The organism is Mesorhizobium sp. M6A.T.Ce.TU.002.03.1.1, assembly GCF_003997275.1.
GTDB classification, from domain to species: Bacteria; Pseudomonadota; Alphaproteobacteria; order Rhizobiales; family Rhizobiaceae; genus Mesorhizobium; species Mesorhizobium mediterraneum.
In genome coordinates, this window is sequence record NZ_RZTI01000017.1 from 1 (window position 1) to 13,075 (window position 13,075).

Sequence of the window (13,075 nt, forward strand, 5' to 3'; positions counted from 1 at the left end):
CCGTAAAATCGTCGAAGCGGCTGGAGGTTGTTGGACCGGCGGGTCCAACGACCTCATTCCTCACTGCCCTGACGGGACCGACGTAGTAGATCACGCGTCCCCGCAGATCGACTGGAAGCGGCTTGCCGGCATCGATCAGTTCGACCATTCGTTTGTGGGCAGCGTCACGGGCCGTCAGCATCTTTCCAAACAGCAGGAGCGTTTCACCGCAGCGCCACGATGCCGTCTCTTCCTTCGTCAGCGTATCTAAATTGACCCGCCGGACGCCGGCTGGGTTCAATTCGTCGGCTCCGATGTCGGGCCATTCGCGCAAATCGGGCGGCTGGAGGCTGATGGGTCCAGAGCCGTCCAAAGTAAACTTCAGGTGCCGGTTGGCGGCGCATTGCGGGATGAGCGCCACAGGCTTGGACGCCGCATGAGTAGGATAGGTCGCAACCTTGACGTCAACGACTGTCGTCAGACCACCAAGCCCTTGGGCGCCGATGCCAAGCGCGTTGATCCGCTCATAAAGCTCAATCCGCAGTCCCTCTTCTGGGCTTGACGCCCCCCTTGCGATCAGTTCCGCCATATCGATGGGCTCGTTCATGGCTTCCTTGGCCAGCAGCATCGCCTTTTCAGCGCTACCACCGATGCCGACAGAGATCAGTCCAGGTGGACACCACCCGCTGCCAAGGGTCGAAACGGTATTGACCACCCAGTCGGAAACGGAGGCGCTGGGATTGAGGGTGGTAAAACGCGCCTTGTTCTCCGACCCGCCGCCTTTTGCGGCGATGGTGATCTCAACCTGGTTACCTTGCACCAAGTCGACATGGACAACTGCCGGCGTGTTGTCGCGGGTGTTGACCCGCCTAGCGAGGGGATCCGCAACGATCGATGGCCGAAGGGGATTGTCCGGATCGAGATAGGCTTGACGTACGCCCTCGTTCACAAGATCAGCGAAACTGGCCGTTGACTTAATGCGCGCATCCATGCCGACCTTTGCGAAGACAACCACAAGTCCGGTGTCCTGACAAATCGGGCGCCGCCCAAAGGCCGCCATACGGGAGTTCAGCAGAATCTGACCTATGGCATTCTTCGCCGACGGGCTCTGTTCTCGCGTGTATGCGTGAGAAAGAGACCGGATATAATCTGGAGGATGATAGTACGAGATGTACTGAAGGGCGTCGGCGACACTCCTTGTGATGTCGCGACCGGCGATGGTCCGTGTTCTGTTTCCCACCGGATTTTATCCAAACGAACCGAGGGCATTGACCATTTTCAGAATCTGGAAGCTTCGCACCCCCTGCTCGCCGCCTTCATATCCATAGCCGCTTTGCTTGACGCCCCCATAAGGCGCATCCGCGGAAACCCCTTTCAGGTAATTCACACTAACTGCGCCCGCAGAGAGACCATTGATAAGCTTCTGTTGCGCGTCACTCGATTGCATCGGCTGAATGGGGTTGCCGGTATAAACCGGCCACATTGACGCGTGAGGCGAGATGACATCGAGCGGTGCGGCGACACCCGGCGCGACATTCTTGCCCGACGAGATCGCCGGCGCGATGATAGTGTCATGGGCTCCGACGAGCGAAACGACGAACGTCGCCAATGGTTCGAAAAGGGGTTCGGCGAGTTCCTCGGCTTGGGCGAGCAACACCTTGCTGAGCCTAGCTTCGGCACCCACAGCGCCCTTGCGATCATTGCCGGCAACCAGAACATGCACATCCGAGCCGATCTGTAGCGCAGCCGAAAGCGCCTTTGCAGTCTGGTCGGAAAGCGTCGCGTTGTCGTGTTAGGCAGTCATAGGAATAGACATTTGTAGTCTCCCTCCCGATCGGTTACATCACGCCGGCTGTTTTCCGGGCGCCCACCCGAAGTCAGCCTGCAGAGACGCCTATTCGCGTCCCGCGCGCCATTCTCTGAATGCAAGGATCAATCGCGCGCCCACGTTGGTAAACGGTCGCGGGGGCAATGACTGGGGCTTCTCGAATGTAAGGAATATCTCGCCGAGCTTGGACCGATGCCCAACCAATAATTCGGCTATTGCGATGCCCGCGGCGGTAGATTTGGTACCGCCGATGCCGTTGCAGGCACAAGCAGCGAAGACGCCGTCTGCCACTTGGCCGAACAATGGTACCGAATTCCGCGTGAGCGCCATCGCTCCCGCCCAACGGTACTGCATCTTCAAGTGACGCTGTGCGGGAAAGCGATCTGCGAACTTTCGGTCGTGGAGGTCGCCTGCACTCTTAATCGAGCCGAGGCCCACTTCGATTTTGGGGTGGTAGGTGTAGCGCGAGCGTATAAGAATTCGGTCGCCATCTGAGCCGTTGATACGCCGCACAGTCGTACCCATCGGCGCAGCCGGCGTTGCTCCCCATTTCCGGAAGCCCCTAAGGGCGGAGGGAGCGAACGGCTCGGTAAGCGAGGCGTAAGTGAAGACATGGAGGAGTTCACCGCTTCCGAACCCGAAGCTCTCAGCGTGGCCATTTGTCGCCAAAATCACTCGGCCGGCCCTGACCTCGCCTTTAGGGGTCGTTACAATGCAGCCGCTCGACGAAGTTTGGATGGACAGGGCTGGCGTCCGCTCGAATAGCTTGACAGGCTCCTGAAACAAATCTGCAACGGCCCTCACCAGCGCCGCGGGCTGGACCATCACGGTACCGGGAGTGAAGAGTCCCGACTTGAAAGATCGCGTGCCCGTGATTTCCGCGATTTCTTTGCCCGCGAGAAGCTGGTGAGGTTCGCCCAATGACTTGAGTTTCGAAGAGTAAGCGGCAAGATGGTCCGCGCCGGTGGCGGTCATCGCGACGCTGTATTTGCCGCTGGGATCGAATATGGCCCTGTCCCAGTCATTTTCCTCCGCAAGTCGAGCGTAGTGTTGAATGGCTGTTCGCGCTACCAGTATGTCCTTGCGGCTCTTCGTAACGCCATCTACTCCGAAATTGCCAGACGAAATGTCGTGCGGTAGATCAATCAAAAAGCCGGAGTTCCGACCACTGGCCCCGTTCCCGACCACGTCGGCATCGAGGACGGCGACGGAAAGTTTTGGGTCGAGATCGGAGAGCCTTACAGCGGCGGACAACCCAGCGAAGCCAGCGCCGATGACTACGACATCGACAGTGATGGCCCGATCCAATTCGGGCGTTGGTGTCCTCGAAGGGAGCAATGCCTCCCAACCGGATTCCACGCCATGCGCGGGCAGGCCACGCGCACGAAAGATCTTGCTCTTCATATGGCTTCTTGTTCCACCAGTGCGCCGAGCGCGGTTCTAAGCGCCGCCATACGGTCCGTCGAAAGGGGCCGGAACGGCTTCCTAGCAATGCCGCAGCCATATCCAGTCAGTTCGGCCGCCGCATACACGCTCGGCACATAGTCGCCGTCCCAAAGAAGGGACATAATTGGCTCCAGCAGCCGCCAGAGCGACTGCACGTCCTCCCATCTCTTTTCCCGGGCAGCCTTCACGATCGCTACGCATGTACGAGGCGCGATGTTCGCACCGCCCCAGATCAGGCCGGAGCAGCCCGCGAACAGGGAGAAGGGGACAAGCGGATCAGCTCCATTGATGATGTCAAAGCCAGTGCCTATCAGCCTTACCTGCGCGACCAAGTCTCCGCTGCTATCCTTGACTGCCCGGAATTCTGGCAACTCGGATAGTCGGCCGAGGAGGTCTGCGGTTATGCGTACGCCGACTGCTTGGGGGACATTGTATCCAATTATCGGCAATCCGACCGTAGCAACTTCGGCATAGAAATCGAAGACGCTATCGTCGTCGGATGGACCCTCGAAGAAGGGCGGAAGGACCATGACGCCGTCCGCGCCGGAGCCCTCTGCAAATTGCGTCTTTTCAACAACGTCGACCGTGAGCAATGCTGAGGCTTGGGCAATGACCTTGGCGCGACCGTTGACGATGCGAGCACCGCGCTCAACGAGGGACCTCGATTCGTCAGGTGACAGGTAGACGTGCATTCCAGTGCCAGAACTGAATACAAAGCCATCTACGCCGGCAGCCAGATACCGTTCGATAAGGTCTTCAAAAACACCGAAATCAATACGTCCGGTTGAGTCGAACGGAGCTGTGATCGCGAGATTGAGACCGGAAAACGGAAATGTCGACATTTCAGAAACCCTCGTTTGAGCTGCTCAGGTCGATCCAAAGCGTTTTAGTCTGGCAATATTGATCATGCGCGTGGAAAGCCTTGTCCCGCCCGCCGAAGCCCTATTGCTTGTAACCGCCAAACGGAGTGGCGGCGTCCCCCTCCCCGTAGCAGTTCACCGTTACGGTCCCCGCCCGAAGCGCCCGTGCGGCCCGAAGCGCCCGCGTGCCGTCGGCGGTAAAAACACAGGCCGCCAAGCCAAATTCGGTCTCATTGGCAAGCGTGACCGCTTCCGCAAGGGAGCTCACCCCAATCACAGACACAATCGGTCCGAAAATCTCTTCCCGGACCTGCTTGCCGTCGTGGCGGTCGAATTCAATGATCGTGGGCTCGATCGTGGTCCCGTCGAAGACCTTTCCTCCAGCCACTACCTTGCCTTCGCCTTTCAGATAGCTGGTAACCTTCTCGAAATGGGTGGGTGAGATAAGCGGACCGATGCGGGTGGCCGGATCGAGCGGGTCGCCAACGGTCCAGGTCTTAGCTACTTCAGTGAGTCTTTGGAGAAGGCGGTCCTTCACGTCTTTGTGAACTAAGACACGTGAGATGGCCGAGCAGTTTTGACCCATGTTCCAGAACGCGCCGTTGCCGATGTGGAAGGCCACAGCGTCAAGATCGGGAACGTCGTCCATGACGATGCAAGGATTATTGCCGCCCATCTCAAGGACCACTTCCTTCAAATTGCTCTCCGAGGAGTACTTCAGGAAGCGACGACCAGTGGCGGTCGAGCCTGTGAAGGAAACTGCATCGATGTCGGGATGGCGACCGATTGGTTCACCGACGTCCGGACCATCACCGGTCACGACGTTGAAAACCCCCGGCGGCAACCCCGCGTCGAGAGCGAGCTGTGCGACCCGCAAAGTGGTGAGCGACGTCTCTTCAGCAGGTTTGACGACGATCGTGCAACCCGCTGCCAGAGCAGGGCCAATCTTCCATGCGAGCATAAGAAGAGGGAAGTTCCAGGGGAGCACGATCCCGACGACGCCGGTCGGCTCGCGCACGATCAGGCCGAGAGAGGCGTCGTTCGCAGGTGACACCTGGTCATATATCTTGTCGGCGGCTTCGGCGTGCCACCTGAGGCTGTTGATCGTCTCGGGCAAATCGATATTTATGCAGTCGCTGATGGTTTTGCCACTGTCCAAGCTCTCCATCAGTGCCAGCTCAAGCGAATTTTCCTCGATGACAGATGCCAGCCTGAGAAGGACTCTCTTCCGATTAGCCGGGGTCAGCTTCGACCACCGGCCATCTTCAAACGCCTGCCGGGCCACGGCTACGGCCCTGTCGACATCAGCTGCCGAACCTGCGGGAAGCTCCGTCAGAACCTCGCCTGTGGCCGGGTTTACGGTCGCATACGTTTTGTCCGACAGGGCGGCCACCTCCACCCCGTCAACAATCATATGGGTGGGCAGTATGAGTGCAGCCGCCTGCGTCTTGTAGTCGACTTTATTTAGCATTTCTGTTCTCCTTAGTGGCCTATTGACACCGACGATGCTTATCCGTCGAGTTCGCCCGGCATGCCGCTGGGCACCGCGTAGAGCGCCACGTCGCTTCGGAAGACTTCAAGATGGGCACGCACCAGGTCGCCCGCTCGCTCTGCATCACGGGCTTCGATAGCCTCGATCATCTGATCGTGCTGCCACGCAGCGGTTTCCTGGTCTTTCTGGATCTGCTGACCGCCGTTTTGGCGATAGAAGATCTTCCCGATCCGAGCGTGATCGATGAGAAGTTTCTTGAGGCTGGGAAGCAGATACGGGTTGTGCGCCATTTTCCCTATGTTCAGATGGAACTGGTGATTGAAGATTACCCTGTTCTCGACGTGGCCGTCGGCGATGGACTGCCGGAACTTCTGCTGAGTGTGCTTGAGAACTTCGAGGTCGCGAGCGTTATGGTTCACAGCGGCAAGCTTCGTCGTTCCTACGTAGATCATAGGAGCGACGATCAGGAAATCCCGAAGCGTTTGGTAGGACATCATGGAGACGCGCGCAGCGCGATTGGCCTCAAGATCGACATAGCCCTCGCCGGCCATCTGTCTCATGAGTTCGCGGACCGGCGGACGGGAAAGACCGAACTCCTCGCTGAGAGCGACTTCGTCGAGAACCGCTCCCGGCTCGAGCTGCATCGTCAGGATACGATGCACCAGTGTTTCAGCAAGAATACCCTTTCGGTCCGTCGAGGCAGCAGATTCATTCAGGATCATAGCGGCTCCTTTATCGGCGATAGGCATAATGTAGACAAACAATACGAGTCAAGATAGGTGAACCAAAAAATCACAAGGCGGCGACTTAGAAGCGTAGCTCGCAGGTGGTAACTTGATGGAGGCATGACCGATGTTTCATTCATCAGTGCGGAGCAGAAAAGCACGGTCCCGTTCGGCTGAAGGTCGGGTTCGTCTTGGCCCGATCCTTCACGTTGACCGCCTTCGCCATGTTTATCGACACGCTTAGACTCGCCAGCGATGAAACCGACAAATCAGGTCGGATCAACGCGGACTGGGAGGTGCTGTCGAACACCCGCCATCTCGTCACCTCGAGCTGCGGCGTCCAGGTCTCTCCGACGTCGTCATTCCTGGACCGACGGAGTTTGACTACATTGTCGTCGTCGGGGGGACGGTTGATCGGTGGTCAGGCAGTCGACAACGAAACCCTTCGGTATCTACGCGATGCTGCGTCCAAAGGGGCGCGTCTAATCGGTGTCTGCACAGGGACGTTCGTTTTGGCTGAGGCAGGTCTTATGGCCGAGCACGAGACCTGCGTTAGCTGGCTTCACTACGTCGACTTCCGGGAGCGATTTCCTGATTTAAAGGTTCGGGCGGACAGAATCTATAACTTGGATACCGCACGAGGATCATGCGCGGGCGGCAGCAGCACTGCCGATTTTGTCGGCAGAACTCGTGCGACGGCATATTGGAAACGCGGCGGAACGGAAGCGCTCGAAGTGCTGCAGATCGACGAGGCTCGGAACGCAAAATGGGTGCAACCACATCGGCCGCTAAGGATCGAGACGCAGGATCCACGGCTTCACGCTGCGCTGATCCTAATGGAGCAGAATATCGAGAATACCATGTCTGTCTCCTTGCTGGCCTCAGCGTTGGGGATTTCCCGGCGACAACTTGAAGTCTGCTTTCAAGGAGATGAACAGCTCTCCTGCGCTTGTCTACCGACGCGTGCGGCTGGAGCGCGCCAAGCAACTTCTCAGGAAAGCCGACGCGTCGTTGATCGAGGTCGCGCTTGGAGCCGGTTTCGAGAACACCTCTCACTTCGCGAAGGTCTTCCGAAGGGTTTACGGCCAATCACCTACTGCCTGGAGGCGTTCGGATCTTATTTCGCAAAGTGTCGACTGTTGAGCTTCGCACCATACGTGCGGGCTCGGAGCGGACACGGTTGAATAAACTCGGTGACACTCCCCCGTCCCGTCAGTGACGCTTATCGCCGCGATTTTATACGTTGCAGCGGGTGCTAAGGGTGTTAGCATGGGCCTGATAACGCAGTTATAGTGGCCCTAACTGAGGATTAGATCAGCAAGAGTCTGGCTGGAGTACCCGTAACTCATGTCAAATTATCGACGGCTTCCGTTAAGCGCGCTGCGCGCATTTGAAGCTGCCGCACGGCACTTGAGTTTTACCAAGGCTGCCAATGAGCTTTCGGTCACGCAAGCGGCAGTGAGTCGCCATATCTTGACGCTGGAGGACCACCTCGATACCCAGCTTTTCAATCGCGGAAACCAAAAGGTGTCATTATCTCCCGCCGGCGAGGAGTTATTTGAAGCTGCGACCCTCAGCCTGGCACATATTGCAGCGGCTTTCGACAGCGTGAAGAGAGGGCAGAAAGCGCGACGGTTGACCGTTGGCATGCCAATGTCGTTCGCAACGTTGTTTATGAGCCATCGTATTGGAGATTTCGTTGCGAACAACCCAGCGGTCGACCTGCACTTGGTGTCTCTCGAACGCAGTCCGGCGCCTGCGACGGACGGTTTTGATGTGTCCGTGGTAATGGGGTACCTGGCGCGCCCAGGGTTCACAGCCACCGAGCTCTTCGGTGAGGAAGTCTTCCCGGTTTGCAGTAGATCATATCAGACACACTCCCCGCGTATTCTCACTCCGGAAGACCTGGTAAGCGAGGTCCTCCTCGATATGGACGATCAGCATTGGTCCGCCTACCCTTGGTCACCCTTTAATTGGGCTCATTGGCTTGGGCAGTTCGGCGTTTCATCCGACTTCAAACGCGCCATTACATTCACTAGTTATCCAACGATGATCCAGTCAGTGATTAAGGGCTACGGCATCGGACTCGGCTTCCGTCATTTGGTAAGTGATTATCTCAATGAAGGCACCTTGATTAGGCCTCTGAGTGAAAGCTATCTAACCGGCCGGAAACACCATTTGGTCATTCCGAATACCGTAATTGAGCGAGACGACGTCCAAATCTTCGGCAATTGGCTGATTGCAGAGGTCGCAGATCTCAATCCGGTCCCGCCAGCGCCGACTGCGGAAAACATCAAGGCAGCACCCGTTGCACCCAGCGAGATATCAGCTGGCCAGCCAGACCTGCCATCCGCTCGATAACATTTACTCCTCCGGTAGATGACTTTTTATACGGTTGTTTTGCAGCCCCCGCGCCGCTAGCGTTTCTGGACTAATCCGACGTGACAGCCTCTCAAGCTGCCCAGAAGGCCTAGTCAGACGGAGAGCGGGCAAGCAGGTGATGGATTCGGCGGCTCCTGACCGGAATTATTTATGACCTCGCAATAAAGCGCTCCATAGTTGTCGTCCAAGTAAGTCTTGGTTGAAAGGAAAGTCGCGTGAAGCTCGAAGACGTATTGGACCCGTTCAAAAGTTGGCACATACCGTTTGGTGAGTGGGTTGATATCGGATTGGGGTGGGTTGTACAACAATACCGCCCGTTTTTTCAGAGCTTGAAATGGCCCATTGACCAGCTTCTGAGGGCATTTGACAGCGCACTCAATGGCATCCCACCGGTCATTATTATTTTATGCTTCGGATTGGTAGCTTGGCAGATCGCCGGGTGCCGACTGGCAGTTCAAATCGCTGGTCTGCTGTTGGTTATCGGCTTTCTTGGCATCTGGGGTGAAACGATGACGACCCTGTCTCTCGTTTTCACCGCCGTTCTTTTCTGCACGATTGTTGGTATTCCGCTGGGCGTAATTGCCGCTCGAAGTGACCGAGCGGCTGCAATCTGCCGGCCCATACTCGACACAATGCAGACCATTCCGTCGTTCGTCTATCTTGTCCCCGTGGTCATGTTGTTCGGTATCGGCAATGTGCCTGGCGTGATTGTAACGATCGTTTTTGCACTACCGCCCGTTATCAGGCTGACAACACTCGGCATTCAGCAGGTATCTGAGGAAGTCGTTGAGGCCATGCGTGCCTTTGGAGCTTCCAATAGCCAAGTACTGTTCAAGGCTCAGCTGCCCCTGGCGCTTCCGAGCATAGTGGCAGGTGTCAATCAGACGTTGATGATGTCATTGTCGATGGTTGTTGTTGCCTCAATGATCGCCGTGGGCGGACTTGGCCAAATGGTTTTGCGAGGCATCGGTCGCCTCGACATTGGACTGGCAGCAACCGGCGGACTCGGCATTGTCATTCTCGCAATCATCCTAGATCGCATGACTCAATCGGCGATGTCTCAGCGCAGACGCTATGCCGGCATTGCCTGGCACAGGCGGGGTCCAGCCGCGCTCTTCACAGGCGTAGTTAAGATCTTCCAAGCCTCTCCGGCGGGGCCTAGAAGAATTGAAAGTGGTCGGCAACGGACATCTAGCTAGCAAGAATGGGAGCGACTATGAGCGATCGGTTTAGAATAAAAGGGCACATTCGGCGGCTGGCTGCCGCTGCGACAGTGCTTGGCAATTTGGCTATGTCTCCTGGAGACGCGGCTGCGCAGGACCTTCCGGGGAAAGGCGTGACCGTTCGGCCCCTATACCTTGGCCAGGCGGAAGAATTATTTGAAGCCTATGTCGTTAAGCTAGGCCTCGAGGACCTCGGCTATACAGTTGACGAACCCTCCGCAACCCAGGTTCCACTTGCCCATATAGCGGTAGGGAACGGTGATGCGGATTACTATACGCCCCACTGGTACCCATTGCATATTGCGTTCGCCGAGGAGGCCGGCGGCGATGCCAAGCTTCGTCGGGTCGGGACGCTGGTAAAGAACTCAATCCAGGGATACTCCATAGACAAGGCCACAGCCGACAAGTACGGCATAAAGACTATCGATCAGTTGAAGGATCCGAAGATTGCCAAGCTGTTCGATGTAGATGGGGACGGTAAAGCAGACCTGTATGGCTGTGATCCGGGCTGGGGATGCGAACGCATCATCGAACATAACCTTGATGCGTACGGCCTTCGGGATACGGTCACGCACAAGCAGGGTGAGTATTTTGCTCTACTTCCTGACGTCATCCAGCGGATTCAGTCCGGCAGTCCAACCTTGTACTACAGCTGGACACCCAACTGGCTACAAGGGGTTTTGCGCCATGGAAAAGAGGTGGTCTGGCTGACGGTTCCGTTCACGGCGTTGCCCGACGAACAGCTTGGCGCGAACACGACGGTTCCAGGCATTGGAAACCTGGGATTTTCCGTGAACAATCATCACGTGATTGCCAACACACCTTTTCTCGAGAAAAACCCCGTCGCAAACAAGTGGTTCGAGCTAGTCGAGGTCCCAATTCAGGATATCGACGACGAGAATCTTCTTATTCACAAGGGTGAGAAGTCCAACGATGACATCCACGGTCATGCTGAGGCCTGGAAAAAGGCCAACCTCGACCAGTGGAACACCTGGATAGATCAAGCAAAGCAGGCCGCCAAGTAATTGGCGGGCGGGAAGCATGCTCGCCCGGCAAGCTTTGGCTGCCGGGCGACACCTCTCAATCGTGGAGCTTACCTTTGAAAGCGCATGCCATTGAATTCAAGGACGTCTGGAAAGTCTTCGGGACGAGCTCTAAGTTTGACTTCGCGAGTGTCCAGCGAGAGGGCCTTTCTAAGGCAGCTCTGCTCGAGAAACATGGGTGCGTGGCCGCCGTCGCCGGTGTGTCCTTCAAGGTAGAAGCCGGACAAATATTCTGTGTCATGGGACTGTCCGGAAGTGGAAAGTCAACGCTGGTCCGACATGTGAATCGTTTGATCAAGCCCAGCTCCGGCCAGATCATTGTTGGCGGCGAGGACATCAATCTAAAGTCCGAAAATGAGATGCGGGAGCTCCGTGCCCGGACAATGGGGATGGTTTTCCAGAATGTGGCGCTCCTCCCCCATCGCACGGTCCGAGACAATGTGGCTCTGAGTCTGGAGCTACGAAAGGCAAGCGTCCGACAGCGCTATGAGATTGCGGAGGAAAAGTTGGCGCTCGTCCAGCTTGCGGGCTGGGGTGACCGTTACCCTGATCAACTTTCCGGCGGCATGAAGCAGAGAGTTGGGCTTGCTCGAGCTCTAGCAGCTGATCCCGCCATTTTATTGATGGATGAGCCATTTTCGGCGCTCGATCCTCTCATTCGACGAGAATTACAGGACCAGTTCAAAACGCTGTCGACGAAGTTGGGCAAAACAACGCTTTTCATCACTCACGATCTGGATGAAGCAGTTCGGTTGGGACAGCAAATCGGTGTCATGAAAGACGGGAAGATGCTTCAGATCGGCTCGGCGGATGACATCCTCGGAAGTCCCAAGGACACATATGTTGAAAGATTTGTCCAGGGAAGCAGCCGATTGAAGCTTCTGAAAGCGGGGTCCGTGATGTTGCCGCTTGCTGAATTTTCGAGTGTCGGCGACGGCTTGGCGTTGGCGGATGCTCCACGGCTCAGTCTTGATACTCCGATCAAAGAAATGCTCGACCTGTCTCATCGACATGGGAATTTACCGTTAGTGGTAGTCGATTCAGGCGGAGTTGATGTGGGCGTCGTGACTGCGTCGTTACTTTTACGTGGAGTACATGACAGGATTTAGGTGGGCTAATGCTTAGTTCTATTCCTATTTGGTCTAGAAACTATGTTCTTCCGCATATCTTTCGTGCTCGGTTCAGCAGGCAATTGAAATAATTATAAGCCGCAACTCTCCGAAACTGGTTGGTAAACGATGATCAACACTGAACAAAAGACTGTGGTCGTAACTGGAGCTGCTGGCGGAATGGGCCAAGCTATCTGCAAAAAGTTCGTTGCTAATGGATATGTCGTAATCGCCAGTGACTCTAACGCGGAGCGGTTAATTGACACGACTGACGAACTCAACCGAAGTAGGCAAAATGTTTTGGCAAAGCCTGGAGACCTGAGAAGCAAAGCGTATTGCGAGGATCTCATCGATACGGCTATCAGGCTTACAGCTCGGCTGGACGCCCTCGTTAACAATGCGGGCATCATCACGCGCGGAACGATTCTGGAAACCAGCGATGAGGATTGGGAAAAAACCTTCGATATAAATCTGAAGGCAATTTTCTACACCTGCCGACGGGCAATAGCATTCATGAAGGAGAATGGTGGCGGGTCGATCGTGAACATCTCCTCAACCTGGGGCATATATCCCGGACCTAGTCACGCAGCTTACTGTGCGAGTAAAGCCGCCGTAGCAACGTTTTCGAGATGTCTCGGCCGTGATCACGCAGGGGACAGGATAAGGATCAATGCCGTCTGCCCCGGCGAGATAGATACACCCATGCTTCGCTCAGGCTTTATGCATCGCGGGTTCGATCCCGACACAGCGGTTGCCGAGCTTAGCAAGTCAAATCCGCTTGGCCGACTTGGCGACCCGGAGGATATAGCTGATGCGGTGTACTTCCTGAGCTCTGACGCCGCTTGCTTCATCGCGGGGACGGCACTCGAAGTCCACGGTGCCAAGGCCGTCTATTAAAACAGTCCGTGCCCCTGTCAGCAAACGATGCCCGAAATTGTGACTTTGGGTCTGGGACTGCAAGCTGCTTGGCAAATCGACATGAAAACAG

Annotated in this window: 11 protein-coding genes and 2 pseudogenes; 6 read left to right on the top strand and 7 right to left on the bottom strand. The window is 56.3% G+C overall.

Annotated elements, in window-relative coordinates; translation table 11 throughout:
- The 7 genes and pseudogenes from EOC93_RS07910 to EOC93_RS07935 form a co-directional block, all read right to left on the bottom strand.
- A partial coding sequence (locus tag EOC93_RS07910; protein ID WP_164759074.1) for a fumarate hydratase occupies nucleotides 1-1,219 on the bottom strand: 1,219 nt, incomplete at its 3' end.
- Between the two features lie 6 nt (nucleotides 1,220-1,225).
- Nucleotides 1,226-1,462 (bottom strand): aldehyde dehydrogenase family protein, encoded by a 237-nt coding sequence (locus EOC93_RS35315; RefSeq protein WP_348627592.1) that lies wholly within the window; start codon nucleotides 1,460-1,462, stop codon nucleotides 1,226-1,228.
- Nucleotides 1,463-1,492: 30 nt separating this feature from the next.
- Nucleotides 1,493-1,759: pseudogene (locus tag EOC93_RS35320) on the bottom strand (electron transfer flavoprotein subunit alpha/FixB family protein); the annotation flags it as partial.
- 114 nt (nucleotides 1,760-1,873) lie between these two features.
- Complete coding sequence (locus EOC93_RS07920; protein ID WP_127204291.1) at nucleotides 1,874-3,211, bottom strand: FAD-binding oxidoreductase; 1,338 nt, start codon at nucleotides 3,209-3,211, stop codon at nucleotides 1,874-1,876.
- Nucleotides 3,208-4,095: a dihydrodipicolinate synthase family protein gene (locus EOC93_RS07925; RefSeq protein WP_127204292.1), complete on the bottom strand. Its 888-nt coding sequence runs from the start codon at nucleotides 4,093-4,095 to the stop codon at nucleotides 3,208-3,210. The genes EOC93_RS07920 and EOC93_RS07925 overlap by 4 nt, the downstream gene beginning before the upstream one ends.
- 1 nt (nucleotide 4,096) lies before the next feature.
- Nucleotides 4,097-5,584 (bottom strand): annotated as a pseudogene (locus EOC93_RS07930) (aldehyde dehydrogenase).
- A 38-nt stretch (nucleotides 5,585-5,622) separates the two neighbouring features.
- A complete protein-coding gene (locus EOC93_RS07935; RefSeq protein WP_127204293.1) occupies nucleotides 5,623-6,327 on the bottom strand; it encodes a GntR family transcriptional regulator in 705 nt (234 codons plus the stop codon).
- 933 nt (nucleotides 6,328-7,260) lie between these two features.
- On the opposite strand from EOC93_RS07935, the gene EOC93_RS35520 reads away from it, so the two are divergent.
- From EOC93_RS35520 to EOC93_RS07965, 6 genes are all read left to right on the top strand, one after another.
- The gene (locus EOC93_RS35520; protein ID WP_348627593.1) at nucleotides 7,261-7,473 is read left to right on the top strand and encodes a helix-turn-helix domain-containing protein; all 213 of its coding nucleotides are present in this window, start codon (nucleotides 7,261-7,263) and stop codon (nucleotides 7,471-7,473) included.
- A 204-nt stretch (nucleotides 7,474-7,677) separates the two neighbouring features.
- Entirely contained in the window at nucleotides 7,678-8,691 is a 1,014-nt protein-coding gene (locus tag EOC93_RS07945) for a LysR substrate-binding domain-containing protein (protein WP_127204294.1), read from the top strand.
- Nucleotides 8,692-8,927: 236 nt separating this feature from the next.
- A complete protein-coding gene (locus tag EOC93_RS07950) occupies nucleotides 8,928-9,911 on the top strand; it encodes an ABC transporter permease subunit (protein WP_127204295.1) in 984 nt (327 codons plus the stop codon).
- Between the two features lie 17 nt (nucleotides 9,912-9,928).
- Nucleotides 9,929-10,960 carry a glycine betaine/L-proline ABC transporter substrate-binding protein ProX gene (proX, locus tag EOC93_RS07955; protein ID WP_245461397.1) on the top strand — a complete coding sequence of 344 codons (1,032 nt, stop codon included), beginning with the start codon at nucleotides 9,929-9,931 and terminating at the stop codon, nucleotides 10,958-10,960.
- A gap of 74 nt (nucleotides 10,961-11,034) precedes the next feature.
- Complete coding sequence (locus EOC93_RS07960) at nucleotides 11,035-12,087, top strand: ATP-binding cassette domain-containing protein (RefSeq protein WP_127204297.1); 1,053 nt, start codon at nucleotides 11,035-11,037, stop codon at nucleotides 12,085-12,087.
- Between the two features lie 129 nt (nucleotides 12,088-12,216).
- Nucleotides 12,217-12,984, top strand: a complete 768-nt coding sequence (locus tag EOC93_RS07965) for an SDR family oxidoreductase (RefSeq protein ID WP_206532218.1) — start codon at nucleotides 12,217-12,219, stop codon at nucleotides 12,982-12,984.
- Nucleotides 12,985-13,075 lie beyond the last annotated feature (91 nt).